At 66.5% G+C, this 26,373-nt stretch carries 24 protein-coding genes; 6 read left to right on the plus strand and 18 right to left on the minus strand.

Annotated elements, in window-relative coordinates; translation table 11 throughout:
- Positions 1-60: 60 nt before the first annotated feature.
- Positions 61-495: an RDD family protein gene (locus ACIPVK_RS14115; RefSeq protein ID WP_407612616.1), complete on the minus strand. Its 435-nt coding sequence runs from the start codon at positions 493-495 to the stop codon at positions 61-63.
- A gap of 281 nt (positions 496-776) precedes the next feature.
- Here ACIPVK_RS14115 and glnA (ACIPVK_RS14120) point away from each other — a divergent pair, with 281 nt between their 5' ends.
- Complete coding sequence (gene glnA, locus ACIPVK_RS14120; protein WP_217389853.1) at positions 777-2,201, plus strand: type I glutamate--ammonia ligase; 1,425 nt, start codon at positions 777-779, stop codon at positions 2,199-2,201.
- Positions 2,202-2,481: 280 nt separating this feature from the next.
- Here the strand turns inward: glnA (ACIPVK_RS14120) and ACIPVK_RS14125 are convergent, their stop codons facing one another.
- From ACIPVK_RS14125 to glnA (ACIPVK_RS14135), 3 genes are read right to left on the minus strand one after another with little or no spacing between them, the layout of a single operon-like run.
- Entirely contained in the window at positions 2,482-2,811 is a 330-nt protein-coding gene (locus ACIPVK_RS14125) for a cupin (protein WP_407612617.1), read from the minus strand.
- Between the two features lie 54 nt (positions 2,812-2,865).
- Positions 2,866-5,895, minus strand: coding sequence for a bifunctional [glutamine synthetase] adenylyltransferase/[glutamine synthetase]-adenylyl-L-tyrosine phosphorylase (locus tag ACIPVK_RS14130; RefSeq protein ID WP_407612618.1), 3,030 nt, complete (start codon positions 5,893-5,895; stop codon positions 2,866-2,868).
- A 9-nt stretch (positions 5,896-5,904) separates the two neighbouring features.
- Positions 5,905-7,245, minus strand: coding sequence for a type I glutamate--ammonia ligase (gene glnA, locus ACIPVK_RS14135; RefSeq protein WP_407612619.1), 1,341 nt, complete (start codon positions 7,243-7,245; stop codon positions 5,905-5,907).
- Between the two features lie 120 nt (positions 7,246-7,365).
- Between glnA (ACIPVK_RS14135) and panB the strand changes: the two genes are divergently transcribed.
- The gene (panB, locus tag ACIPVK_RS14140; protein WP_407612620.1) at positions 7,366-8,223 is read left to right on the plus strand and encodes a 3-methyl-2-oxobutanoate hydroxymethyltransferase; all 858 of its coding nucleotides are present in this window, start codon (positions 7,366-7,368) and stop codon (positions 8,221-8,223) included.
- Between the two features lie 4 nt (positions 8,224-8,227).
- Here the strand turns inward: panB and ACIPVK_RS14145 are convergent, their stop codons facing one another.
- Positions 8,228-8,422, minus strand: coding sequence for an SPOR domain-containing protein (locus ACIPVK_RS14145; protein ID WP_407612621.1), 195 nt, complete (start codon positions 8,420-8,422; stop codon positions 8,228-8,230).
- Between the two features lie 138 nt (positions 8,423-8,560).
- Here ACIPVK_RS14145 and map point away from each other — a divergent pair, with 138 nt between their 5' ends.
- Both map and ppgK read left to right on the plus strand, forming a co-directional pair.
- Complete coding sequence (gene map / locus ACIPVK_RS14150) at positions 8,561-9,436, plus strand: type I methionyl aminopeptidase (protein WP_407612622.1); 876 nt, start codon at positions 8,561-8,563, stop codon at positions 9,434-9,436.
- A gap of 48 nt (positions 9,437-9,484) precedes the next feature.
- Positions 9,485-10,270 (plus strand): polyphosphate--glucose phosphotransferase, encoded by a 786-nt coding sequence (ppgK, locus tag ACIPVK_RS14155; protein WP_407612623.1) that lies wholly within the window; start codon positions 9,485-9,487, stop codon positions 10,268-10,270.
- A 111-nt stretch (positions 10,271-10,381) separates the two neighbouring features.
- Here the strand turns inward: ppgK and nrdR are convergent, their stop codons facing one another.
- Both nrdR and hisD read right to left on the minus strand, forming a co-directional pair.
- Positions 10,382-10,870 carry a transcriptional regulator NrdR gene (gene nrdR / locus ACIPVK_RS14160; RefSeq protein WP_407612624.1) on the minus strand — a complete coding sequence of 163 codons (489 nt, stop codon included), beginning with the start codon at positions 10,868-10,870 and terminating at the stop codon, positions 10,382-10,384.
- A 146-nt stretch (positions 10,871-11,016) separates the two neighbouring features.
- The gene (hisD, locus tag ACIPVK_RS14165) at positions 11,017-12,375 is read right to left on the minus strand and encodes a histidinol dehydrogenase (RefSeq protein WP_407612625.1); all 1,359 of its coding nucleotides are present in this window, start codon (positions 12,373-12,375) and stop codon (positions 11,017-11,019) included.
- Between the two features lie 162 nt (positions 12,376-12,537).
- Between hisD and ACIPVK_RS14170 the strand changes: the two genes are divergently transcribed.
- Positions 12,538-13,035: an SRPBCC domain-containing protein gene (locus ACIPVK_RS14170; protein ID WP_407612626.1), complete on the plus strand. Its 498-nt coding sequence runs from the start codon at positions 12,538-12,540 to the stop codon at positions 13,033-13,035.
- A 73-nt stretch (positions 13,036-13,108) separates the two neighbouring features.
- Positions 13,109-13,606 carry an SRPBCC domain-containing protein gene (locus ACIPVK_RS14175; RefSeq protein WP_407612627.1) on the plus strand — a complete coding sequence of 166 codons (498 nt, stop codon included), beginning with the start codon at positions 13,109-13,111 and terminating at the stop codon, positions 13,604-13,606.
- Between the two features lie 57 nt (positions 13,607-13,663).
- Here ACIPVK_RS14175 and dnaE read toward each other — a convergent pair whose 3' ends face one another.
- From dnaE to murG, 11 genes are all read right to left on the minus strand, one after another.
- Positions 13,664-17,230: a DNA polymerase III subunit alpha gene (dnaE, locus tag ACIPVK_RS14180; protein ID WP_407612628.1), complete on the minus strand. Its 3,567-nt coding sequence runs from the start codon at positions 17,228-17,230 to the stop codon at positions 13,664-13,666.
- A gap of 98 nt (positions 17,231-17,328) precedes the next feature.
- Positions 17,329-18,210 (minus strand): RluA family pseudouridine synthase, encoded by an 882-nt coding sequence (locus tag ACIPVK_RS14185; RefSeq protein ID WP_407612666.1) that lies wholly within the window; start codon positions 18,208-18,210, stop codon positions 17,329-17,331.
- 56 nt (positions 18,211-18,266) lie between these two features.
- The gene (lspA, locus tag ACIPVK_RS14190; protein ID WP_407612667.1) at positions 18,267-18,869 is read right to left on the minus strand and encodes a signal peptidase II; all 603 of its coding nucleotides are present in this window, start codon (positions 18,867-18,869) and stop codon (positions 18,267-18,269) included.
- 87 nt (positions 18,870-18,956) lie between these two features.
- Positions 18,957-19,649, minus strand: a complete 693-nt coding sequence (locus tag ACIPVK_RS14195; RefSeq protein WP_407612629.1) for a DivIVA domain-containing protein — start codon at positions 19,647-19,649, stop codon at positions 18,957-18,959.
- Positions 19,650-19,863: 214 nt separating this feature from the next.
- On the minus strand, positions 19,864-20,169 hold the full coding sequence (locus tag ACIPVK_RS14200) for a YggT family protein (protein ID WP_407612630.1): 306 nt from the start codon (positions 20,167-20,169) through the stop codon (positions 19,864-19,866).
- A gap of 21 nt (positions 20,170-20,190) precedes the next feature.
- Positions 20,191-20,724: a cell division protein SepF gene (locus tag ACIPVK_RS14205; RefSeq protein WP_407612631.1), complete on the minus strand. Its 534-nt coding sequence runs from the start codon at positions 20,722-20,724 to the stop codon at positions 20,191-20,193.
- A 178-nt stretch (positions 20,725-20,902) separates the two neighbouring features.
- Positions 20,903-21,643, minus strand: a complete 741-nt coding sequence (locus ACIPVK_RS14210; protein WP_407612632.1) for a polyphenol oxidase family protein — start codon at positions 21,641-21,643, stop codon at positions 20,903-20,905.
- Between the two features lie 36 nt (positions 21,644-21,679).
- Positions 21,680-22,873, minus strand: a complete 1,194-nt coding sequence (ftsZ, locus tag ACIPVK_RS14215) for a cell division protein FtsZ (protein WP_407612633.1) — start codon at positions 22,871-22,873, stop codon at positions 21,680-21,682.
- Between the two features lie 199 nt (positions 22,874-23,072).
- Positions 23,073-23,828 carry a cell division protein FtsQ/DivIB gene (locus ACIPVK_RS14220; RefSeq protein WP_407612634.1) on the minus strand — a complete coding sequence of 252 codons (756 nt, stop codon included), beginning with the start codon at positions 23,826-23,828 and terminating at the stop codon, positions 23,073-23,075.
- Positions 23,828-25,228 carry a UDP-N-acetylmuramate--L-alanine ligase gene (gene murC / locus ACIPVK_RS14225; RefSeq protein WP_407612635.1) on the minus strand — a complete coding sequence of 467 codons (1,401 nt, stop codon included), beginning with the start codon at positions 25,226-25,228 and terminating at the stop codon, positions 23,828-23,830. Before murC ends, ACIPVK_RS14220 begins: the two co-directional genes overlap by 1 nt.
- 5 nt (positions 25,229-25,233) lie before the next feature.
- Complete coding sequence (murG, locus tag ACIPVK_RS14230; RefSeq protein ID WP_407612636.1) at positions 25,234-26,364, minus strand: undecaprenyldiphospho-muramoylpentapeptide beta-N-acetylglucosaminyltransferase; 1,131 nt, start codon at positions 26,362-26,364, stop codon at positions 25,234-25,236.
- Positions 26,365-26,373: the final 9 nt, after the last annotated feature.

Genomic DNA, 26,373 nt, shown 5'->3' on the forward strand with positions numbered 1-26,373 from the left:
CCCCCGACTTTGCTTAATGTTGAATTCGGTTGTCCGCCAGGTGGCGTGGATCCGGAGAGATCAGATGCGCACCAGGATCGTCTTGCCGATCCGGTCGTGGTAACCGCGTTGGTCGGAGTCGCTGAACAGAACCGGAACGACCAAGCAGATCAGCGCGGTACGGATGATCCCCGTCAACGGCTTCACCGCGCTGCCGTCAAGGCCCTGGACCTGCATTCCGAAGACGCGGTGTCCGATGGAGTGTCCGGTGATCCCGACAAAGAGCATCTGCGTTGCAGCGAAGATGACCAGGTTGGCGGTGGGGTCCGACTTGAAGAAGAACATGGAGAGCAGCATCGCTATCCCCCAGTCCAGCAACAATGCAACGACACGCCGTCCGATGCGGGCCACCGATCCGGGACCCTTTTCCGGGCGACCCAATCGCTTGCCGGGCCATTCCTGGTCACTCAATTGCGGCGGGCCCTCAAGCCACGAGCCAAAATCTTTTCTTTCCACACCCCCAGCCTACCGGGGCATGGCGCGTCCATCCGTGGCCGGCAGCCGATTTCGCACGGGGCGCAGATGGGCCTCGACACAGGCGACACCCGGAGTGTGACCCAAGCTACGCCCGGTTCCCGATATTCGCCCCCTATGTAACGTAATGGAAACAATAGAGACACAGGAGAGTAATCGCTAGGGTCTAGTGTTGATAACACAGGAAGAAAAACGTTGGCATACGTTTTACGGCACGGCACGCACGTCGTCACAGTAGAAATCCCACACAGGAGTCCCTGACCATGTTCAAGAGTCCAGAAGAAGTCATCGCATATATTGCCGAAGAAGACGTCAAGTTCGTTGACATCCGCTTCACCGACCTTCCCGGCGTCCAGCAGCACTTCAACGTCCCGGCACGCACCGTCGACGCGGATTTCTTCCTCAACGGCCAGCTTTTCGACGGCTCCTCGATCGCAGGCTTCGCCGGCATCGCCGACTCGGACATGCAGCTCATCCCCGACGTGACTTCCGGATTCGTTGACCCGTTCCGCCTGGAAAAGACCCTCGCGTTCAACTTCTCGATCATCAACCCGCGCACCGGCGATCCGTACCACCGCGACCCGCGTGGCGTGGCCGAGCGCGCCGAGGCATACCTGTCCTCGACCGGCATCGCCGACACCGCTTTCTTCGCCCCCGAGGCCGAGTTCTTCATCTTTGACAACGTCCAGTACGAGTCAAAGCCGCAGGGTTCCTTCTACAAGGTCGACTCGATCGAGGCACCTTGGAACACCGGCAAGAAGGAAGAGGGCGGCAACCAGGGTTACAAGACCCCCTTCAAGGGCGGTTACTTCCCGGTCTCCCCGACCGACAAGCAGGCCGACCTGCGCGACGCCATCTGCCTGGAACTCGAAGCAGCCGGCCTTGAGGTCGAGCGCAGCCACCACGAGGTCGGCGCAGCCGGCCAGGCCGAGATCAACTACAAGTTCAACACGCTGACCCACTCGGCCGATGACATCCTGAAGTTCAAGTACATCGTCAAGAACGTGGCCGATGCCTGGGGCAAGTCCGCAACCTTCATGCCGAAGCCGATCTTCGGTGACAACGGCTCGGGCATGCACTGCCACCAGTCGCTGTGGGCCAACGGCGTTCCGCTGTTCTACGACGAGAAGGGCTACGCCGGCCTGTCCGACACCGCCCGCTGGTACATCGGCGGCCTGCTGAAGCACGCTTCGGCCGTTCTTGCCTTCACCAACCCGACCGTGAACTCCTACCGCCGCCTGGTCAAGGGCTACGAAGCACCGGTCAACATGGTGTACTCGCAGGGCAACCGCTCCGCCGGTATCCGCATCCCGATCACCGGTTCGAACCCGAAGGCCAAGCGCATCGAGTTCCGCGCGCCGGATGCCGCTTCCAACCCGTACCTCGCCTTCGCCGCACAGCTGATGGCAGGCCTTGACGGCATCAAGAACCGCATCGAGCCGGCGGACCCGATCGACAAGGACCTCTACGAGCTGCCCGCCGAGGAAGCCAAGGACATCCAGAAGGCCCCGGCTTCGCTGGACGAGGCACTCGAGGCCCTGGAGAACGACTTCGACTTCCTGCTCGAGGGCGACGTGTTCACCGAGGACCTGATCCGCACCTGGATCGAATACAAGCGCGAAAACGAAATCAAGCCTTTGTCGCTGCGCCCGAACCCGTACGAGTTCGAGCTGTACTACGGCTGCTAGGTAGGGCGCCGGGATCCCCCGGTATCCACTGAAAGAGTCCGTGTGGCTGCGGTTGCTTCATCACGAAGCATCCGCAGCCACACGGACTTTTTTGTGCGTGCGCCCTGCCGGGTACTGGCCACGAGTACTTCGCGGAGCACGGGGCGTCAAGAGAACCGCCCTCGCCTCGTCGAGGTTTTGTCTTGGCCATCGGACACCTGCCGTCCAACGTCAACAGGGCTGATGCCGTCGACCCGCCAAACTGCGGTGTCGCAGGATTGGCCCGGGTGAAGTTCCGCGGTCAGCCCGCCAGCGAGGTGAGCAGGAAGGCGCTGTCTTCGGACGCCACGACGTTGTGGATGGCCGCGGGCAGCACGAACAGGCCCCCATGGGCGATCGACCGTGACTCCCCTGCCCAATTGACCACGATGGATCCGCTGAGCACCTGCAGGGTCGCCGCCTCGGGCTTCTCATGGTCGTTCAACGAGGATCCGGCCAGCAAAGTGACCAGCGTGTGCCGCAGGCGCCCGTCGTTGAGCACCGCAACCGCGCTGCGGCCATTGGTGGAGGCACTGGCCTTCTCGAATTCCCTGGCTATCAACTGGTCAAGTTCCGCGCTGGTGACGTGCATGGCTATCCCCTGCCCTTTCAATGACGATTGCCCGGCCCCACTGTTTCCATCAGCCTAGGCGGTTCTCTCCTCAAATCCATAGAAGTGGCGCTCGAATACCTGTCGGGACCGACGGGTGGACTTGAGGTAGTCGTCCTCCATCACCGAGGCCTCCCCCGGCGCGTACCCGCACCAGCGGGCCACCGCTTCCATGTCGCGCCAGGCATTGGGCAGCACGTCGCTGACCCGGCCCGTGCAAATCAGCCCCGCGCTGCGGATCCTGGTCGCCAGGGACCAGGCATGGTCCAGCACGGCCACGTCCTCGGACGGGATCAGCCCGGCCTCGGCAATGGCCTTTAGCGCCGGGCGGGTGGAGGTGGTGCGCAAGGCCGGGTGGTCCTTGGCATGCTTCAGCTGCATCAGCTGGACCAGCCATTCGACGTCGCTGAGCGAACCGCGGCCCAGCTTCAGGTGCCGTTCCGGCTCGGCCCCGCGGGGCAGGCGTTCGGCCTCCACGCGCGCCTTGATCCGGCGGATCTCGCGGACCTGGTCCTCGCCCATGGCTTGTTCGTAGCGCAGCGGGTCCACCATGGCCATGAAGTCGGCGGCCAGTTCCTCGGACCCCGCCATGGGCGTGGCCCGCAGCAGTGCCTGTTGCTCCCAGATCTGGGACCAGCGCCGGTAATACTCCTCGTAGGCGGCCAGGGAGCGCACCAACGGGCCGCTCTTGCCCTCCGGGCGCAGTGCCGCATCGATTTCCAGTCGCGGCTCCGCCTGGATCGCCGGCACCATGGGCCTGCCCAGCAACGACCCCAGGGCCGTGGCGATGCGCAGCGCCTGTTCCTGGGCGGCCTGCTCGTCGGCCCCGGTGAAGGCGCGCTGGACGAACATCACGTCCGCGTCGGAGCAGTAGCCGATCTCGTGCCCACCCTGCCGCCCCATGGCCACCACCAGGAATTCGCCCAGCTGCGGGGTCGCGGCGTATTCGGTGCGCTGGGCCACCTCCAGGGCGCCGCGGATGGCGGCCCTGTCGTTGTCGGCCAGTGCCCGACCCACGGTGTCCTGGTCGATGACCGCGGCGCCGTCGGCCAGGGCGATGCGCAGGATCTCGCGACGCCTGATCACCCGGATCAGCCGGATCGCCTGGTCGGAGCCGAGGTTCCGCTTCAGCTTCGAGGAGATCTCGCCCCACAGCGTCTCATAGCCCAGGGGCTGCAGTGACTTGTTGGATCCGAGCCAGGCGGCCGATTCCGGGGAGACCTCCAAAAGGTCGGTGATGAAGCGGGAATTGGACAGGATCCTGCACAGGCGTTCGGCGGCCGCGGACGAATCGCGCAGCATGCCCAGGTACCAGTGCGACTCCCCCAGCGACTCGCTCAGCCGCCGGAAACCCAGCAGCCCGGCATCCGGGTCCACGCCCTCGGCGATCCACCCCAGCAGCACCGGCAGCAGTTGCCGCTGCAGGGCCGCGCGCCTGCGCATGCCCCCGGTCAGCGCCTCGATGTGGCGCATGGCGGCCTTCGGGTCCACGTAGCCCAGGGCGCGCAAACGGGATTGCGCGGCCTCCGGGGAAAGCCTGACCTCGTCGGCCGACAGGTTCGAGGCGCTGTTGAGCAGCGGCCGGTAGAAGATGCGTTCGTGGAGCAGGCGCACCAGGCGCTTGGTGTCGCCCCAGCGCTCCAGCAGCCCGGCGGCGGTGGACAGCCCGACGCCCAGCGTGGAGCGCACCGCCCGCGCCAGGACGCGCTGTCCCGATTCCTTGTGCGGCATCAGGTGGGTGCGGCGCAGGTTCACCAGCTGGATGCGGTGCTCGAGCACGCGCAGGAAGCGGTAGGAGCGGTCGAACTTCTCGGCGTCGTCGCGCCCGATGTAGCCGGCCAGACTGAGCGCCGCGATGGCCCTGGTGGTGGAGCGCACGCGCACGGTTTCATCCACGCGGCCATGGACCAACTGGAGCAGCTGGACGGTGAATTCGACGTCCCGCAGCCCGCCGGGCCCCAGCTTGAGCTGGTGCGCCAGTTCGGCGGGCTTGATGTTTGCGGTGACCCTCCGGCGCATGCGCTGCACCGATTCCACGAACCCCTCGCGTTCCGAGGAGGACCAGACCAGCGGGGCCACCATGGCCTCGTAGGCCGCACCCAGCTGCGCGTCGCCGGCGATCGCGCGCGCCTTCAGCAGCGCCTGGAACTCCCACGACGCCGCCCAGCGCGCATAGTATGCGGCGTGGGACTCCAGGGTCCGGCTCAGCGCCCCGTCCTTGCCCTCGGGGCGCAGGTTCGCGTCCACCTCCCACAGGCCCGGTTCGATTCCGGCGGTGTCGATGGCCCGGGAAATGCCCGCGGCCAGGTCCCGGGCCAGGGCACCGGCCAGGTCCTCCTCCAGCCGATCGCTGGAGTGCACGTAGATGACGTCGACGTCCGAGACGTAGTTCAGTTCGTGGGCGCCGCATTTGCCCATGCCGATCACCGCCAGGCGCAGGTCCGCGACGTCCTCGGCCTTGAAGCGTTGCCCGGCCTCGGCCCGGCTGATGGCCAGCGCCCCCTCGATGGCCGCGGCCGCCAGGTCCGCCAGTTCCCGCCCGACCTCCGGCATGGCCTCCAGCGCGTCGCTGGCCCCCAGGTCGCGGTGGGCCAGCGAGAGCAGGGCGCGGCGGTATGCAACGCGCAGCCTGCGGTGTCCGTCCTCGCCGTGGACCGAGGCCACCGGCGGGATCCCCGAGGCGGGATCGGCTCCCACGGCACGCAGCAGCTCGGCGCGCAGTTCCTGGGCGCTGCGCCCGTGCATGCTTTCCGGCGCGGGCACCGCCAGGATCTCCAGGGAGGAGGGCTCGCGGATGAGGAAGTTCGCCAGGGCGTCCGAGGCGCCGAGCAGCCGCAGGAAGCCCGGCGCGGTGCGCGGGCTCCGCGCCAGCTCGAGGGCCGCCGGGGCATGCGGGATGAGCCGGATCAACGCCAGCAGCGCCTGGTCCGGGTCCGCGGCGTGGGCCAGGTGGCCCACGAGCGCCCGGTGGTCGATGTCAGCCAGTTCCTTGTCGGCCAGGAAGCGCTTGGCGCGCTCCAGGTCGTCGAACCCTGCGGAAATCAACTGCCTCGTGGAGATCTGCAAGGGCACCCCCTAGAGGATCCCCAGGTAGCGCCGGAGTTCAAACGGGCTCACGTTCTGGCGGTACGCTTCCCACTCGTCGCGCTTGTTGCGCAGGAACGAGGTGTAGACCTGTTCGCCGAGGATCTCGGCGACCAGCTCGGATTCCTCCATGGCGCGGATGGCGTCGTGCAGCGACCCGGGCAGCGGGTCGTGCCCGCTGGCGCGGCGTTCGGCGCTGCTCAGGCCCCACACGTCCTCTTCGGCCTGTGGTTCGAGCTCGTAGCCCTCCTGGATGCCCTTCAGTCCGGCGCCCAGCAGGCAGGCGTACGCCAGGTAGGGGTTGGTGGCCGAGTCGATGCCGCGGTACTCGACACGGGCGCTCTGGCCCTTGCCCGGCTTGTACAGCGGCACGCGGACCAGCGCGGAGCGGTTGTTGTGGCCCCAGGACCGGTGGCTCGGGGCCTCCCCGCCGCCCCAGAGGCGCTTGTAGGAGTTGACGAACTGGTTGGTCACGGCGGTGAACTCCGGGGCGTGGCGCAGGATCCCGGCAATGAACTGGCGCGCGGTGTCCGAGAGCTGGAATTCGCGGCCGGCCTCGAAGAAGGCGTTGGTGTCGCCCTCGAAGAGGGAGAAGTGGGTGTGCATGCCGGAACCGGGCTCGTCGGAGAACGGCTTGGGCATGAACGTGGCGTAGATGCCCTGCTGGATCGCGACTTCCTTGATCACTGTCCGGAAGGTCATGACGTTGTCGGCCGTCTGCAGCGCATCGGCGTAGCGCAGGTCGATTTCGTTCTGTCCGGGCCCGTTTTCGTGGTGGCTGAATTCGACGGAGATCCCCACGGCCTCGAGCATCGTCACCGCGGTGCGGCGGAAGTCCTGGGCGACGCCGCCGGTGACGTGGTCGAAGTAGCCGCCCCGGTCAACCGGGACCGGGTAGCCGTCCGCGCCCAGCTCGGAGGAGCGTAACAAATAGAATTCGATCTCGGGGTGCGTGTAGCAGGTGAACCCCATGTCGGAGGCGACGGCCAGCTGGCGCTTGAGCACGTGGCGCGAGTCGGCGGCGGCCGGCAGCCCGTCCGGGGTCAGGATGTCGCAGAACATCCGGGAGGTCGGTTCGACCTCGCCGCGCCACGGCAGGATCTGGAAGGTGGAGGGGTCCGGCTGCAGCAGCATGTCGGACTCGTAGATGCGCGACAATCCCTCGATGGAGGACCCGTCAAAGCCCAGGCCTTCCTCGAAGGCGCCCTCGACCTCGGCCGGGGCCAGGGCCACCGACTTCATGGAACCCACCACATCGGTAAACCACAGGCGCACAAATCGTACGTCCCTCTCCTCAATGGTTCTAAGGACGAATTCCTGCTGGCGATCCACGGCGGGTTCCTTCCACAAGCGATTTTGGCGGCGGTTCCCGCCCCACTGACTCACTTTATACGTTTTTGCGGCCAGGACACGGAAGGACAGCTGCGCCGATTGTGCATTAGTCTCTTGCCCATGAGTGCTCATCCTTCCACGCCAGCAAATCCCCCTGCCCCGGGCACCGTTCCCGGTCCGCGGATCCGCCTCCACCACCTGCAAGCGGCCAAGGACGAGGGCAGGAAATTCGCGATGCTCACCGCCTACGACACGATGATGGCAGACATCTTCGACGCCGCCGGAATCGAGGTCCTGCTGGTGGGCGATTCTGCGGCGAACACCGTGATGGGCTATTCCTCCACGCTGCCGATCACCCTGGAGGAGATGATCGTCTTTTCCAAGGCCGTGGTCTCGGGCGCCAAGCACGCCCTGGTGGTGTGCGACCTGCCGTTCGGATCCTACGAGGTCTCCCCCGAGCAGGCCGTTGCGTCGGCCGTCCGCCTGATGAAGGAGGGCGGGGTGCACGCGGTGAAGCTGGAGGGCGGCCACTTCTTCGTCCCGCACGTGCGCGCCCTGGTGGCCGCCGGCGTCCCGGTCATGGCGCACATCGGCTTCACCCCGCAGTCCGAACATGCCCTCGGCGGCTACCGGGTGCAGGGCCGCGGCGATGCCGCGGACGCTCTGGTGGCCGACGCACAGGCGCTGGAGGCGGCGGGGGCATTTGCCGTGCTCATGGAAATGATCCCCACCGCCACGGCACGCCGTGTCGATGAAGCGCTTCGCGTTCCCACCGTCGGAATCGGCGCCGGCGCCGTCACCACCGGCCAGGTCCTGGTCTGGCAGGACATGCTGGGCCTGGGAGCCGGCAAGGGCGCGCGCTTCGTGAAGAAGTACGCCGACCTGCGCTCGGTGGTGTCAGGGGCCGCGGCCGCCTACCGCGAGGATGTGCTCGCCGGAACCTTCCCGGCGGCGGAACACGAGTTCGGGGACCGGTAGTCCCCTAGTCTTCCTCTTCCTCGTCTTCCTCGTCCCACTGCTCGTTGCGTTCGCGCACCTTGGTCATGGCCAGCTCGGCCTCGGCACGCGAGCCGTACGGGCCCAGGAGCTGTGACCAGTCGGCCTGCGGCCCGGTTTCGACCTGGCCGGTGGTGACGTTGAACCAGTATTCGCCCTCGCCGGGCAATGCTCCACTCATCGGGAATGATCCCACCTTTCCTTTTCGCTGCTTTGACTCGATATGCCACCACCCTACCGCCGAAGGGCCGCGGGGCGCCCGGGCACACGGCCCGGCACGCTGGCACCGGGTACCGGCGACCCCGCTAGAATGGGAACCATGCCTTTAGCAACAACCGCACCCATCGGATCCCTCGTTCCTGGTGCCCCCACCCCACAGCGAACCGTCCCGAACTCGATCCCCCGTCCCGAGTATGTCGGGCGCCCGGCACCGCGCAAGTCCGATGCCCCGGAAGTCCGTTCCGCCGACATCATCGCGCGGATGCGCGTGGCCTCCAAGATCGCGGCGCAGGCGCTGGCCGAGGTCGGCAAGGCCGTCGTCCCGGGTGTCACCACCGACGAACTGGACCGGATCGGGCACGAGTTCCTGCTTGACCACAAGGCCTACCCCTCGACCCTGGGCTACCGCGGCTTCACCAAGTCGCTGTGCGCCTCGATCAACGAGGTCATCTGCCACGGCATCCCCGACACCACGGTGGTGCAGGACGGGGACATCGTGAACATCGACATCACCGCGTTCATCGGCGGGGTCCACGGCGACACCAACGCCACCTTCCTGGCCGGGGACGTCGACGAGGAATCCCGCCTGCTGGTCGAGCGCACCGAGGAATCCCTGCGCCGCGCGATCAAGTCCGTCATGCCGGGCCGCGAAATCAACGTCATCGGCCGCACCATCTCCGCCTATGCAAAACGCTTCGGCTATGGCGTGGTGCGGGACTTCACCGGGCACGGCGTGGCAGAATCCTTCCATACCGGATTGATCATCCCGCACTACGATGCGGCACCGGCCTACAGCCAGCTGATCGAACCGGGCATGACGTTCACCATCGAACCCATGCTCACCCTGGGCACCATCGAGTGGGACATGTGGGACGACGGCTGGACGGCCACCACCAAGGACCGCAAGCGCACGGCACAATTTGAACACACACTGCTCGTCAACGAGGACGGCGCCGAAATCCTGACCCTGGCCTAACCCCAGGGACCCCGTTTTAGCCCTCCTTAGAGAAAGAGCCCGACCCGCATGTCTGAACGCGCACTGAACCCATCGCCCACGGCCATCGGCATCGACATCGGCGGCACCGGCATCAAGGGCGGCATCGTCGACCTCTCGGTCGGAAAGCTGATTGGCGAACGCGTCCGCATCGACACCCCGAAGCCGGCGACCCCGGCGGCGGTGGCGGAGGTGGTGGCGCAGATCGTCGCCGCACTCGATGAACGGGACGATGCCCCGGGGGCCGAGACACCGGTCGGCGTCACGTTCCCCGCCATCATCCACCACGGCGTTGCCCGTTCGGCCGCCAACGTGGACAAGTCCTGGATCGGCACCGACGTGGATGCGCTGTTCACCGCGCGCCTGGGGCGCGAGGTCCACGTCATGAACGACGCCGACGCCGCCGGCCTGGCCGAGGCGCGATACGGCGCCGGAGCCGGCGTGGAGGGTTCGGTGCTGGTGATCACCCTGGGCACGGGCATCGGCTCGGCCCTGATCCACAACGGCGTGCTGGTTCCCAACGTGGAGCTGGGCCACCTGGAAATCGATTCGGCGGTGGCCGAGACCCGCGCCTCGGCCTCGGCGCGCGAGCGCGACGAGCTGGGCTGGGACGAATACGCGGTGCGCCTGCAGCGCTTCTTCTCCCATGTCGAGTTCCTCTTCTCCCCCTCGCTGTTCGTCATCGGCGGCGGGATTTCCAAGCGCGCGGACGACTACCTGCCCAAGCTCTCGCTCTCCACCCCGATCACCGTGGCGAAGTCGAAGAACAATGCCGGCATCGTCGGGGCCGCCCTGCAGCAGTCGGGCCTTTCCTAGCCGATTCCGGACCGGACGCCAATGGCGGGCCGTCCGCTTCCCTGGGTTGATCCGGGAAGCGGTCGGCCCGCCATTGGTTTTTGCTCTCATGCCCGCGCCGCGGGTTCCGGCCTAGCGTGCGCCCAGGGGACGCTGGTGGCCCACGGGCCGGGTGTCGCGTTCGGCCCGCAGCTTCGCGATGGCCAGCTCGAAGTCCTCCAGCGACTTGAAGTCCTGGTAGACGCTGGCGAAGCGCAGGTAGGCCACCTCGTCGAGGCGCTGCAGCGGGGTGAGGATGGCCAGGCCGACCTCGCGGGCGTTGATTTCCGCCGCGCCGCTGGAACGAACAGCCTCCTCGACTTCCTGGGCCAGCAGGGCCAGGTCGTCATCGGTGACGGGGCGGCCCTGGCAGGCCTTGCGCACCCCGTTGATGACCTTGGCGCGACTGAAGGGCTCGGCCACCCCGGAACGCTTGAGCACGTTCAGGCTCGTGGTCTCCGCGGTGCTGAACCGGCGTCCGCAGGCGGCGCATTGCCGGCGGCGGCGAATCGCGGTGCCGTCGTCGGTCAGTCGGCTGTCCACGACACGCGAATCGGTGTGCCTGCAATAGGGACAGTACATGGCACCCCTTCCTCGGGTCTTTTTTGCAAAGCACATGCGTGCTCGGGATCAGTTTAGGGCCACATATAGCGTAATCACAACAATGTCATTACCACATATAGTGGTCTTCGCCACACTTGGGCCCTGGCTCCGCCGAAACCCTCCCGCTAGGGAAAGCGGATGGCCACCGCATCTCCGTGGGCGGGCAGGTCCTCGGCGTTGGCAAGCGCCACCACGTGGGGCGCCACCACCGAGAGCGCGGCGCGGTCGTAGTCAATGACCTGGATGGCCTTGAGGAAGGTGTTGACATTCAGTCCCGAGGCGAAGGCGGCGGTTCCGCTGGTGGGAAGCACGTGGTTGGATCCCGCGCAGTAGTCCCCCAGGCTCACCGGGGAATTCGCCCCGACAAACACGGCGCCGGCCGCGGTGATGCGCGAGGCGTCGGCGGCTGCATTGGCGGTGTGGATTTCCAGGTGCTCGGCCGCATAGACGTTGCACACCGCGATGCCCGCGGCCATGTCGTCGACCAGGATCGTGGCCGACTGCTTTCCGCCCAGCGCGATGCGCACCCGTTCGGAGTGCTTGGTGGTGGCGCACTGGTTTTCCAGCGCACCGCGCACCGCCTCGGCGAGCTCGGGCGAATCGGTGATAAGCACCGCGGCGGCGTTGGGGTCGTGCTCAGCCTGGGAGATCATGTCGGCGGCAATGAAGTCCGGGTTCGCCGTGGCGTCGGCCAGGATCGCGATCTCGGTGGGGCCGGCCTCGGCATCGATCCCGACCACGCCCTTGACCAGGCGCTTGGCGGTGGCGACAAAGAGGTTTCCGGGACCGGTGACGACATCGACGGGCTCGATGGCCAGCTGCGGGTCCATGCCCCCGGAGACCGGGACGCCGTAGGCGAAGGCGGCGATGGCCTGGGCCCCGCCCATGGCGTGGACCTCCTCCACGCCGAGCAGCTGGGCTGCGGCCAGGATCGTGGGGTGAGGCAGCCCGCCGAATTCCTTTTGCGGGGGCGAGGCGATGGCCAGCGAGCCGACGCCGGCGGCCAGCGCGGGGACGGCGTTCATGATCACGGAGCTCGGGTAGACGGCCAGGCCGCCGGGAACGTACAGTCCCACGCGGCGCACCGGAACCCAGCGCTGGGTCACGCTCGCGCCGGTCCCGTAGTCGATGCGGGTGTCTTCCGGCACCTGGGCCGCGGCAAAGGCGCGTGCCCGGGCAATGGATTCCTCCAGGCCTGCCCGGATCTGGGGGTCTAGGTCCGCCAGGGCGCGTTCCATGGCCTCGGCCGGGACGCGGGTGTGGGTCTGGGTGACGCCGTCGAACCTTTCGGCCAGGTCGCACAGGGCGGCGAAGCCCTCGGTGCGGACGCGGGTGATGATGCCCTCGACCGCCTCGGCGGCGGTGGCGAAGTTCAGCTCGGGCCGCGGAAGCACCGCCTTGAGGCTCGCATGGTCCAATGCGGCGCCCCGCAGGTCTAGGTCTTGAAGCGCGGAAAAGGTCTGGGGGCTGGCGTTGCTAGTCACCGCACCAGTTTATCGTGTCGGCGGGCCGGTGCCAGGACAAGCGCCTGGCATCGCGCTTAACAATCGAAACGGCGCTTCCCTCGCTACCGTGTGCTTTCCCCGCTGCATGCCGGTGCCATAGTCTGCACGTAGCACGCACGGCTACACCGGAAGGGGAACCCCATGCCACTGCCATACGGCGGCATCGAGCAGACGCCGACAGGATTGCGCATCGTGATCGAGCGCGAGGTCGGGTTCGGCCTGGAGGAAATCTGGGAGGCTTTCACCACCCCGGAGGGCCTGAAACCCTGGGTGGGAGTCCTGCGGGGAAACCGCGAGGCCGGGAACCTGCGCTTCTCCATGGTCGAGGAAGGGAAGGAAGCGGAACCCGCGACACTGGAAATCATCCGTTGCAGGGCACCGCATGACCTGGCCTTCACCACGAACAGCGAGTACGGCGCGTGGCACCTCGGGCTCGAACTGTCCAGGCAGGACGGGGTGAGCACGATCCGCTTCATCCAGGACCTCGGGCTGACCGACGATCCGAGCAGCATCGGACCTGGCTGGGAGTACTACGTCCAGCGGGCGATTGTTTCGCTGGAGGGCGGCGACGTCGACTCGGTTCTGTGGGACGACTACTACCCGGCCCTGGCGCCGGCTTACGCGAAGGCGCCCGAATAGGCTTCGGACTCCCCCGGCCCGATCCGCGCGGGACCCGCGAAAGGCCAACACCCACCAGGAAGGGCGCCATCCCATGTCACAAGCCCACGGCGGTGTCGAGCTGTCGCCGACCGGTCGGCGAATCGTCATTGAACTCGATGCGCAGTCCGGCGTCCGTGACATCTGGGATGCCTTCACCACCGCGGAGGGCCTCCGCTCCTGGGCCGGGATCCTGCGAGGGAACGCGGAAAGCGGCGATCTGCGGTTCGCATTCCTTGAGGAAGGGCTGGAACCGGCGGCCGGGAGCGTGCGGGTCCACCGGTGCAGGCCCCCGTACAAGTTCCGTTTGACGGCCGACACCGAACAGGGGGCATGGGATCTTGGCCTGGATCTTTCGTCGCGAACGGGAACCAAGAAGATCACGTTCATCCATGAGCTCGGCGCGTCCGATGACCCGGGCACCATCGGGCCGGGTTGGGAGTATTACCTGCAGCGGATGCTCGTGCATCTGGAGGGCGGCGACGTCGATTCGGTCGATTGGGACGACTACTACCCGGCCCTGGCGCCGGCTTACGCGAAGGCGCCCGAATAGGTCCGCCCGCGTGCGGGCTTTTCATTCGGGCGCCGTGGCACCGGGTCCTGGCCCGTGTCAGCCGTCAAGGCAGGTCGGGCCCAGCAGGACCTTGAGGTCCCCGAAGAGCGCGGAGTTCGGAGTCACCCGGTAGTTCAACCCCAGACCCATCATGGTCACTCCGCGGGTGCTGTGCAGCTTCACACGCACCTCGGTAGTGCCCTGGTGCACGCGCAGCACGTCCCCGAGCGCGGAGACGACCTCCTCGGTGGCCTTGTGGTTGGCCATGGAGATGACCACCGGGCCGCTTTCGCCGTCCTCCCGGATCTCCGGGACGGTGAGCTCCTGGGCGTTGAGCGTGATGGAGCCGTCGTCGCGCTTCTGCACGCGGCCCTTGACCACCACGATGAGGTCCTCGGCCAGCACGTTGGCGATCGGCGCGTAGGCGTTGCCGAAGAACATGGTTTCCATGGACCCGGAAAGGTCCTCGATCTCGCATCTGGCGTACGGGTTGCCGCTCTTCTTGGCGATGCGGCGCTGCAGCGAGGTGATCATCCCGCAGATGGTCACGGTGTGCCCGTCCTGCGGGCCGTCGTCGGAGAGCACCTGGGTGACGGACATGTCCGCGTTCTGCTCCAGCAGCCCGCCCAGTCCCTTCAGCGGGTGGTCAGAGACGTAGAGGCCGAGCATGTCGCGCTCGAAGGCCAGCTTGTCCTTCTTCTCCCAGTCGGGCATGTCCGGGACCGACACCGTCATCCCGGCCGCGGCGGTGGGGTCCTCGAACGCGCTGAACAGGTCGAACTGGTTGGCGGCCTCGTTGCGCTTGACCGAGATGACCGAGTCCACGGCCTCCTCGTGGATGGCGACCAGGGCCCTGCGGGCATGTCCCATGGAATCGAAGGCGCCGGCCTTGATCAGGGATTCGATGGTGCGCTTGTTGCAGACCACGGCCGGCACCTTCTGCAGGAAGTCGGCGAAGTTCTCGAACTTGCCCTTTTCCTTGCGGGCCTCGACCAGGGCGTTGACGACGTTGGCGCCCACGTTGCGGATCGCCCCCATCCCGAAGCGGATGTCGGTGCCGACCGGGGTGAAGTTCAGCGCTGATTCGTTGACGTCCGGTGCCAGCACGGTGATGCCCATGTGCCGGCATTCGTTCAGGTACATGGCCGTCTTGTCCTTGTCGTCGGCCACCGACGTCAGCAGGGCCGCCATGTATTCGGACGGGTAGTGGGCCTTGAGGTACGCGGTCCAGTAGGAGATCACGCCGTAGGCGGCCGAGTGCGCCTTGTTGAAGGCGTAGTCGGAGAAGGGCAGCAGGATGTCCCACAGGGCCTTGACGGCCTCCATGGTGTACCCGTTGTCGGCCATGCCCTGGGAGAATCCGGCGAACTGCTTGTCCAGCTCGGATTTCTTCTTCTTGCCCATGGCACGGCGCAGGATGTCTGCCTGGCCCAGCGAGAAGCCGGCCAGCTTCTGCGCAATGGACATGACCTGCTCCTGGTAAACGATCAGGCCGTAGGTGGTGCCCAGGATCTCCCGCAGGGGTTCCTCCAGGGTCGGGTGGATCGGGGTTTCTTCCTGGAGCTTGTTCTTGCGCAACGCGTAGTTGTTGTGCGAGTTCGCGCCCATGGGGCCCGGGCGGTAGAGCGCGAGCACTGCGGAGATGTCTTCGAAGTTGTCGGGGCGCATGAGCTTGAGCAGCGAGCGCATGGGCCCGCCGTCGAGCTGGAACACGCCCAGGGTGTCGCCGCGGGCCATCAATTCGTAGGCGCCGGCATCGTCGAGTTCCAGGCGCTCGAGGTCCAGGTCCACGTCCTGGTTGGCCTTCATGTTTTCCAGCGCGTCGGAAATGATGGTGAGGTTTCGCAACCCCAGGAAGTCCATCTTGATCAGCCCCAGTCCTTCACAGGTCGGGTAGTCGAACTGCGTGATGACCTGGCCGTCCTGGATGCGGCGCATGATCGGGATGACGTCGATGATGGGGTCCGAGCTCATGATGACACCTGCAGCGTGCACGCCCCATTGGCGCTTCAGTCCCTCGATGCCCTTCGCGGTTTCGAAAACGCGCGCGGCCTCGGGGTCGGTGGCGACCAGCTGGCGGAAGTCCCCGGCCTCGGAGTAGCGCTTGGACTTCGGGTCCTCAATGTCGTTGAGCGGGATGTCCTTGGCCATGACGGGAGGCGGCAGCGCCTTGGTCAGGGATTCGCCCATGGAGAAGGGGTAGCCCAGCACGCGCGAGGAATCCTTGAGGGCCTGCTTGGTCTTGATCGACCCGTAGGTCACGATCATCGACACTCGTTCGTCGCCGTATTTCTCGGTGACGTACCTGATCACTTCCGAGCGGCGCCTATCATCGAAGTCGACGTCGAAGTCGGGCATGGAGACACGTTCGGGGTTCAGGAAGCGTTCGAAGATCAGCCCGTGGACCAGCGGGTCAAGGTCGGTGATGCGCATGGCGTAGGCGACCATGGATCCGGCGCCGGAACCACGTCCGGGCCCGACGCGGATCCCGTTGTCCTTGGACCAGTTGATGAAGTCCGCCACGACCAGGAAGTAGCCGGGGAAGCCCATCTTGATGATGACGTCGAGTTCGAAGTCCGCCTGCTTGCGCGAAGCCTCCGGGATGCCGCCCGGGTAGCGGTAGTGCAGCCCCTTGTCGACTTCCTTGATCAGCCAGCTGGTCTCGTCCTCCCCCGGCGGGCAGGGGAAGCGCGGCATGTAGTTGGCGCTGGTGTCGAAGGAGACCTCGGCGCGTTCGGCGATCAGCAGGGTGTTGTCGCAGGCCTCGGGCAGCTCCTTGAACAGGTGGCGCATCTCCGCCGGGCTCTTGAGGTAGTAGCCGGAACCGGAGAAGGCGAAGCGCGAGCCGCCCTGGTCGTAGGTAGGTTCGTCGAGCGTGGAGCCGGAGTTGATGGCCAGCAGCGCCTCGTGGGCCTTGGCATCGTGCTCGTGGGTGTAGTGCAGGTCGTTGGTGGCCACCAGCGGGATGTTCAGTTCCTTGGACAGGCGCAGCAGGTCCTGGGTGACCCGGCGCTCGATGTCCAGGCCGTGGTCCATCAGCTCGCAGAAGTAGTTTTCCTTGCCGAACAGGTCCTGGAACTCCGCGGCCGCGGCCTTGGCCTCGTTGTACTGGCCGAGGCGGAGCTTGGTCTGCACCTCGCCGGAGGGGCAGCCGGTGGTGGCGATGATGCCCTCGTGGTAGGTGTTCAGCAGGTCGCGGTCCAGCCGCGGGTACTTGCCGAAGACCGAGTCAAGGGAGGCGATGGACGAGGCCTTGAAGAGGTTCTTCATCCCGGTGTTGTTGTAGCTGAGCAGCGTCATGTGCGTGTACAGGCCACCGCCGGAGACATCGTCGCGCTTCTGGCTTTCCTCGGTGCGCCACTTCACGCGCGTCTTGTCGTCGCGTGCGGTGCCCGGGGTGACGTAGGCCTCGATGCCGATGATGGGCTTGACCCCCGCGGCGGTGGCCTTGGACCAGAAGTCGAAGGCCCCGAAGAGGTACCCGTGGTCGGTGGTTGCCAGGGCCGTCATGCCCAGCCGGTTGGTCTCTTCAAAGAGTTCCGTCAGGCGCGCGGCACCGTCAAGCATTGAGTATTCGGTGTGCGTGTGAAGGTGTACGAATCCATCGCGATTAGAGCTAGCCACCGATCCAGTCTAGGCCTTCGCGCCGACACCCGACCACCAGGGCGCACCGATGTGGGAAGCGGCACCCGGACCGTGGCCCGGGTGCCGCCGCGGGCGGGCTAGAAGTTGCCGTCGCGCAGCATTTCCAGGGCGTTGTTCAAATCCAGCGGGTAGTCGCTGGTGTATTCGACCCATTCCCCGTTCACCGGGTGGAAGAACCCCAGCCTTTGGGCGTGGAGCCACTGCCGGGTCAGCCCGAGGGCGGCGGACAGCTTCGGGTCGGCTCCGTAGGTCTGGTCCCCCGCGCAGGGGTGCCGCAGGGCGCTGAAGTGCACGCGGATCTGGTGGGTGCGGCCGGTCTCCAGGGTGACTTCAACCAGCGAGGCGCGGCCAAAGGCCTCGATCACCTTGTAGTGGGTCACCGAGTCGCGGCCGTCCTCGATGACCGCGAATTTCCAGTCGTGCCCGGGGTGGCGGCCCAGCGGCGCGTCGATGGTGCCTTCCAGCGGGTCGGGCAGCCCCTGCACGACCGCGTGGTAGATCTTCTTCGGGGTCCGTTCCTTGAACGCGCGCTTGAGCGCCGTGTAGGCGCGTTCGGTCTTGGCGACCACCATCAGGCCGCTGGTGCCCACATCCAGCCGATGCACGATGCCCTGGCGTTCGGCGGAGCCCGACGTGGAAATGCGGTAGCCGGCGGCGATCAGCGCGCCTACCACGGTGGGTCCGACCCAGCCCGGGGACGGGTGCGCAGCGACGCCCACGGGCTTGTCGATGACCACGTAGTCGTCGTCGTCGTCAATGATCTTGAGGTCTTCCACGAGTTCTACCCTGATTTCTAGTGGGTCTGGCCGAAGCGGGATGAAGACTTCGATGGTGTCGCCGGCGGTGGTCTTGCGGGACTTGCCCAGGACCTTGCCGGCGAGCGTCACGTTGCCCTCGGCGCACAGCAGTGCCGCCTGCGCGCGGGAGATCTCCAGGCGCTGGGCCAGGAAGGCATCCATGCGCAGGGCCCCCTCTTCCGGGGCCACGAGCAGTGACTCGGTGCGTTCGCCCTGGGTCACTGCTGTTCCTGCGGCCCGGACCCGGAGTCGTGCCCGGGATCCTTCTTCGCCGCGGACATGCGGCCGTCTATTTCGCGGCCGGTGAAAAGCAGCAGGCAGATCCCGATCATCGAGCAAACGATGAACGAGTCGGCGATATTGAAAATCGCGAAGTTCGGCAGGGCGATGAAGTCCACCACGTGTCCCTGTCCGAAGGACGGCGGACGGAAGAGTCTGTCGGTGAGGTTTCCGGCGACGCCTCCCATGAGTCCGCCCAGGGCCAATGCCCACGGCCAGACGCGGATCTTGCGCACCAGGAACACCGCCACGTAGAGGAGCACGGCGGCCTGGATGATGCTGAAGATCCAGGTGTAGCCCTCGCCCATGGAAAACGCGGCGCCGGAGTTCTTGATGTAATACCAGCGAAGCAGTGGAGGGAAGACATCGATGACTTGTCCCTCGTACATGGAGGATTCAACAATGCGCTTGGTGAACTGGTCCAGGACCAGGGCCAACACGGCCAGGGTGCTCGTGGCGAGCACGAGGCGGCGCTTGGTTCCGCTGCCGGGCGTGGGCGTGGCGGCACCTTGCGGCACCGGTGGTATGGAGCTGTTTTCCATCATGTCCTTTAACGCATTGTTGGCGGTCGGTAACCCGACCGCCAACAATCTTAAGCCATCAATATGTACGGCAAGTGGTGAAGCAGATTAGCCGTTTTCCTTGGCATCTGCCGTATCCATGGAGCCCTTGGCTTCCAGATCGCGCAGCTGACCCTCGATGTAGGTCTTCAGGCGGGCGCGGTAGTCGCGCTCGAAGCCACGCAGCTGCTCGACCTTGCGCTCCAGGACAGTCTTCTGCTGTTCCAGGGCGGACAGGGTCTTGCGGCTCTTCTCCTCGGCCTCGGAAACGAGGCTGTTGGCCTCGACCTGGGCTTCGGCGATGATCTTGTCACGCTGTTCAACACCTGCGGAGACGTATTCGTCGTGCAGGCGCTGGGCCATGGCCAGGACACCGGCGGCGGACTCGGCCGTGGTGGCCGGAGCTGCTGCGGTGGCGGCGGGGGCCGCTGCAACGACCTTCGCCGGCTCGGCTGCCTTGGGGGCTTCCGGAGCCTTGGCTTCTTCCTTCTTGGCCTCGGGTGCCTTGGCATCCTTGGGCTTTTCCGCCTCGGCCGGCTTGGCTGCAGGGGCTGCTGCCACAGGGGCTGGAACGGACTGTTCGCCTTCGCTGATGCCGGCTTCCGACAGGCGGCGACGCAGTTCGTCATTCTCCTGCGTCAGACGACGTAGCTCGACAACGATCTCGTCTAGGAAATCGTCAACTTCATCCTGATCGTAGCCTTCACGAAACTTCGTCGGCTGAAATCGCTTGTTGACTACATCTTCTGGCGTGAGAGCCATCTGGTCACCTCGATACTTGGTTCTCTCCTCGAACCGCTGAAGTGCGGCCCGAGTACACTTACCGTTTATTGGTGCGCAACCCGGTGCAGTCGTTGCGCCTAATGTGACAACACTATAACGACTGGGCCGGTAAAGGCTAAAAACAACGAACTTTCTTACCAAAAATTCATCGACTTGGCCCTTGTCGCACCGTAATTCATGCCCCTTGCGAGGGCTATCCCTGCGCCGCTGCGACGCCCAAGTTGTTGACAACAATCTTGAGCACGATGACGGCGAAGAACAAAATGATGAACGCCAGATCAAGGCGGATTCCGCCGAGATCTAGCGGTTTTATGCGCGAGCGCAACCAACGCATCGGAGGATCCGTGGTCTTGGCAATCAATGAGACCGCGACCAGTGCCATGCCGCGCGGACGCCAGGAGCGCGCAAAGGACTCCGTGACATCAAGCACTATGCGCAACAGCAGCATGACCTGCAGCACCGTGAGCACCACGTAAAGCAGCGCGAAAATAAGCTCCACTATTCCTTCGAACCTTTGGACTTAGCTCTGGTTGAAAAAGGTTGCCTGGTCTTCGGACTGCTTCTTGTCCTCACCCAGGACCTCAACCGTGGAAGGCGACAGCAGGAAGACCTTGTTGGTGACCCGCTCGATGCTGCCGTGCAGGGCAAAGACCAACCCGGCGGAGAAATCGACGAGGCGCTTGGCATCCGCTTCGCCCATGTCCGTGACGTTCATGATGACTGGGATGCCATCACGGAAGTTCTCGCCAATGATTTTCGCGTCATTGTAAGAACGTGGGTGAACGGTGGTGATTTGACGCAATGAAGAGTCCTCGTCCCGTGCTGAAGGAGCGCGCTTGATGGGTGTTACCGGAGCCCGGTATTCGTTTTCGATGACAGGGCGGGGTGCCACTTGTGCTACCGGAGCAGGCTGTGCGGCAACCGGCTCTTCGCGGACCGGCTCGACGACGCGCACTTCTTCACGCGCTTCAATGTCGTGCTTCTCGGCCTCGAAGTTCTCGTCACCTTCGGCGAGTCCCAGGTAGATCATTGTCTTGCGCAATGCGCCAGCCATGGTCTTCTCCTTTTGATCGTGCGCGGTCGGCGGTCTACCGTACCGCAAATCTCTCCGCTAACTCGACGCTACAGCACCATTTGGCGGTGCCGGAGGACATCGGTGCGATTCGGGCGGTGTGTCGCCCTGTGTCGTTCGGCGCGCCGGGACGCGGGCCCCGTTTCGGAATGGCGGCCGGTCAGCCCCGGGAACTGGAACCGGTGCCGGCTTCCCAACCCTCCGCCTGCCATACCAATCCGGCCAGGCGGCCGGTGCGCGGGTCGCGGCGGTAGGAAAAGTAGTTCTCGTCCTCCAGGGTGCAGGCCCCGGATTCGGTGACGGACACGCCCAGTGCGCGAAGCTCGGACGCCGCGGCCCGTGGCAGGTCGAGCCCGGTGGTGCCCTGGCGGGTGGTGGAGCCGATCCCGGATCGCAACGCCTCGGCCTCCGCAGCCATGGCCGCGGGAACCTCGTAGCAGCTGCCGCAAATCGCCGGTCCTATCCAGGCCTCGAAACTCTGTGCACCGGCGGCACGCATGCGGTGCACGGTTGCGGTCAGGATTCCGTCGAGCAAACCGCGGCGGCCCGCGTGCGCGACCGCCGTGACCGCTCCCCGCGCCGAGTTCCCCACGAAGACGACGGGCACGCAATCGGCGACCATGACGGCCAGCGGATGCCCCGCACCCGCCGAAACCAGTGCGTCGCAGGTGGGAATGGCGGACTCCGTCGGGGGCCCGTCCACGTCAAGCACGGTGGCCGAGTGGACCTGGTCCATGTAGCTGAACCGCTCCTCGCCCAGCCCCAGGCCACGTTCCAGATCGCGACGCCGCAGCAGCACGGCGTCGCGATCGTCGGGAACGTGGAAGGCAAGGTTTCCTTCGGCCGTCGATGTGAATGCAATGTGCACGCCGGGGGCGAGCACTGATTGGTATCGCAACATGGGGCTTGGAAGGTTCCCTTCTGCCGTGGGTCCCGTCTACTTCAGGAAGTCCGGGACGTCCAGGTCGTCGTTGGTAGCCGAAAGATCCGGCTCCACGATCGCGGGAAGTTCCTCGAAGCCCGGTTCGGCGGTTGCAACCGCGGCGTGGACCTCTTCGCGGCGGGGGGCCGCCTGCGGCGAGGACGGTGCCGCGGCGGGAGCCGCCGGGGCTGCCGGTGCCGCTGCCGGGGCCGCGGGGGCGTTGCGGACCGCAGGCTGCAGGGTCTGCGGCGCGCTGGTGGCATCGACCTGGTCGAAGCCGGCCGCGATGACCGTCACGCGGGCCTCGTCGCCCAGGGCGTCGTCGATGACGGCGCCGAAGATGATGTTGGCTTCCGGGTGGGCGACTTCCTGGACGAGGCGGGCCGCCTCGTTGATCTCGAACAGGCCGAGGTCCGAACCGCCCTGGATGGACAGCAGGACGCCGTGGGCGCCGTCGATGGAGGCCTCGAGCAGCGGGGAGGCGATGGCGAGCTCGGCGGCCTTGACCGCACGGTCCTCGCCGCGTGCCGAACCGATGCCCATGAGCGCCGAACCGGCACCCTGCATCACGGACTTGACGTCCGCGAAGTCGAGGTTGATCAGGCCCGGGGTGGTGATCAGGTCGGTGATGCCCTGCACACCGGAAAGCAGCACCTGGTCGGCCTGGCGGAATGCGTCCAGGACCGAGACGTTGCGGTCGGAGATCGAGAGCAGGCGGTCGTTCGGGATGACGATGAGGGTGTCGACCTCGTCGCGCAGCGCCTCGATGCCGTTTTCGGCACTGGTCGCGCGGCGGCGGCCCTCGAAGGTGAACGGACGGGTGACCACGCCAATGGTCAGCGCGCCGAGGCCTCGGGCGATGCGGGCGATGACGGGTGCGCCACCGGTGCCGGTGCCGCCGCCTTCGCCTGCGGTCACGAAGACCATGTCGGCCCCGCGCAGCACTTCCTCGATTTCCTCGGCGTGGTCCTCGGCGGCCTGGCGACCCACGTCGGGGTTGGCGCCGGCGCCCAGGCCACGGGTGAGTTCGCGTCCCACATCGAGCTTGACGTCGGCATCGCTCATGAGCAATGCCTGCGCATCCGTGTTGATTGCAATAAATTCGACGCCTCGCAGGCCAACTTCGATCATGCGGTTGACGGCGTTGACGCCGCCACCGCCGATGCCGACGACCTTGATGACGGCGAGGTAGTTCTGTGGAGCTGCCACGTCCTGATTCCCTTGTTCGATGTGCTGCTGACCGAGGAAGCTCAACCGGACCAACGTTAACCCTCAACTCGAAGGTTATAGTTATGTCAAGCAACCGCTATGAAAACGCTATGTTTCACAGTTCGTACATGCAACGACCAAGGCCGCGTGTCGCCCCTAAGTCGTTGATTTTTCTTGTATTCGGGCCCCTGGTGGTCCGTTACCGGGCCACCGGGTGCTGCGGGCTGGAAATGTCGTACACCTTGATGGGTGCCTTCTTGTCCTTCGGGGCCCCCAAAAGCGCCTCAAGGACCTGGGTCTTGAGTGCCGCATCCTGGTCGTTGCCCCAAATCACCAGCTGTCCGCTGTTGAGCTTGAGCTCGACAAAGTCCTTGCTGGTGGCCGTCGCGTGATCCACGTTCGCCAACAGCTTATCCGGTAGTTCTGAGAGAACCCGGGTGAGCATCGAAAACACCTTGGGGTCCTTGGTCACCTTCGAGGACCGGATGGTCGGCAGCTTCGGCTTGTCCTTGGCCTTCAGGGAGGCCAACACCTGCCCCTCGGGGCCCACCAGGGAACGTTTCTTCCCCTCCAGCAGCACCGCCACCGGGACGAATTCGACCACCTGGACGTGCAGCGTGTTGGGTGCCTCGGCCTGGACGATCGCGTCCTTCACCGCGGGCTCCCCCGCCAGCAGCTCCATGACCCGGCTGGTCCCGACCCGCGAGAGCGGGACGCCGTGAAGCGGCTCGAGCGCCTGCTCCACGGTCCTGTCGCTGACCAGCGAGTTGCCCGAGACCGTGACGGACTTGATCGCCAGGATCGGCGAAAACGTCAGCACCAGCACCAGCACCACCACGAGCCCCGCGACCACGGATCCCCCGATGATCCAACGCCGCCGCACGCGTACTCCGGGATCCTCCGGCAGGTCCAGGACGTTGTTCGCCCCACGCCCGTGCCCGGCGTTGCCCGCCATCAGCGCCCCAGACGTTTTTCCAGCGCGGCCACGATGGCGCCGGCCTGCTCGGTCACGTCCCCGGCACCGATGGTCATGATCACGTCCCCGGGGCTGGCAAGGGCCGCGAGGACCTCGGCGGCCTGTGCCATGGACACCAGCCCGCCGGCGGTGTTCAGCTCGCGGGTCAGCAGTTCGCTGGTCACCCCGGGGATCGGGGTTTCGCGTGCGGGATAGATTTCCAGCACGTGCGCGGAATCGGCCAGGGAGAGCGCCTCGGCGAACTCGCGGTGGAATTCCTTGGTGCGGGAGAAGAGGTGCGGCTGGAACAACACGTGCACGGCGCCGTCGCCGGCCACCGCGCGGGCGGCGCGCAGCGCCGCCGTCACTTCGGTGGGGTGGTGCGCATAGTCGTCGAAGACCCGCACTCCCCCGGCCTCGCCGCGGAAGTCGAAGCGGCGCGCCGCACCGCTGAAGGCGCCCAGGCCGGCCACCGCCGCCTCGGGCTCCAGCCCGCAGTCCAGGCCCACGGCGAAGGCGGCCGCGGCATTGAGCAGGTTGTGGTTTCCCGGCACGGCGAGTTCCAGTTCCGCCGTTTCCCCGCTGCCCCATTCCATGGTGCAGGCAAAACGCAGTCCGACCGGCTTCGCGTCGCTCAATCTGCGGTCCGCGCCCTCGGAGAAGCCGTAGGTCTGCACGCGCAGCGCCGGGCGCTCGCGGCGCATCCGCACGGCCAGGGCCAGGGAGCCCGGATCGTCGGCGCAGCAGATCAGCAGCCCGTCATCGGGCAGCAGGCAGGCGAAGTCGTGGAACGCCCGGTGCACCGCCTCGACGCTGCCGTAGTGGTCCAGGTGGTCGGCCTCGATGTTGGTGATGACCGCGACATCGGGGGCGTAGTTCAGGAACGAGGCGTCGGACTCGTCGGCCTCGGCCACGAACACCTTGCCTTCCCCGTATTCGGCGTTCACGCCCAGCGAGGCGATGTTCGCCCCGACGGCGAAGGTCGGGGAGATCCCGGCCTCGCGCAGCATGAAGGCGACCAGCGAGGTCGTGGTGGTCTTGCCGTGGGTCCCCGCCACGGTGATGACGCGGTGGCCCTCCATGGTGGCCGCAAGCCCCTCGGAACGGTGCAGGATGCGCAGCCCGCGGGCCACCGCCTCGTCGTACTCCGGGTTGCCTTCCTTGATGATCGAGGAGACCACCACGGTGTCGGCGTCGCCGAGGTTCGCCGCGGCATAGCCGACGTTGATGCGGGCGCCGGCCTCGCGCAGGTCATCGAGCACCGGAAGGTCCTTGGCGTCGGTTCCCGAGACGCTCAGGCCGCGGGCCAGCATGAGCCTGGCAACCGCCGAGACCCCCACCCCGCCGATGCCCAGCAGGTGGACGTTGCCCAGCGTGGCCAGTGTGTGTTGTTCCTGCATGTCCCTTAGCTTCCCGTGTTGGTGGTCTGTGGCGGTGTTCCGCGGCCGAGCGACTCGCGGATCATGGCGGCCATGACGGCCGCGGCGTCGTTGCGCCCCTGGGCCTTGGCGGCCGCTCCCATGGCGGTGAGCGCCTGCCGGTCCTTCAGCAGCGGCAGCAGCGTCGTGGCCAGGTAGCCGGTGGTGAAGTCGGCGTCGTCCACGACGAGCGCGCCGCCGGCGGCGACGAGGTCCGCGGCGTTCAGGCGCTGCTCGCCGTTGCCGATCGGCAGCGGGACGAGCACCGAGGGGGTGCCGGCGACGGCAAGTTCGCACACCGTCCCGGCCCCGGAACGGGCGACCATGAGGTCCGCGGCCGCGTAGGCCTGGTCCATGGAGTCCACGTACTCGACCTGGCGGTAGCCGTCGGCGGCGAGCGGGTTGCCCGCGGCGTCCGGCACGGCCTTGCCGCGCCCGGTGATGTGCAGCACCTGCACCCCGGCATCGGCCAGCATGCCCAGGCCCGCGGCGATGGTCGCGTTGATGGACGCCGCCCCGGAGGAGCCGCCCGTGACCACCAGCGCGGGGGCGTCACCGGTGAAGCCCAGGGCGCGGCGTGCCTCCTCGCGCTGGGCCGCGCGGTCCATGGTGGCCACGAAGCCGCGCATCGGCATGCCCACGACCCGCGCCCCGCGCAGGCCGGTGCCGCTGAAGGCCGCTCCGACGCCGGCGGCGTAGCGGGCGCCGACCTTGTTGGCCAGCCCGGCCCGCGCGTTGGCCTCGTGGACGAAGATCGGCAGCTTGCGCTTCTTCGCGGCCAGGTACACCGGGGTGCACACATAGCCCCCGACCCCGAGCACCGCCTGGGCGTGCGTGTCGTCCAGGATCGCCCCGGCGGCCTTGATCGCCGCGCGGAAGCGGAAGGGCAGCTTGAGCAAATCCAGGGAGGGGCGGCGCGGCATCGGGACCTTGGCGATGGTGCGCAGCTCGTACCCGGCCTCGGGCACCAGCCTGGTCTCCAGGCCGTTGGCGGTTCCCACCGCGGTGATGGCCGTGTCCGGGTCGGCGTCGCGCAGGGCGTCGGCGATGGCGATCATGGGGGTGATGTGTCCGGCCGTTCCGCCGCCGGCGATCACCACGCGTAGTGGCTCAGTCATGGGGATTCG

It is taken from the genome of Paeniglutamicibacter sp. MACA_103 (assembly GCF_045798555.1).
In the GTDB taxonomy this organism is placed as follows: Bacteria; Actinomycetota; Actinomycetes; order Actinomycetales; family Micrococcaceae; genus Paeniglutamicibacter.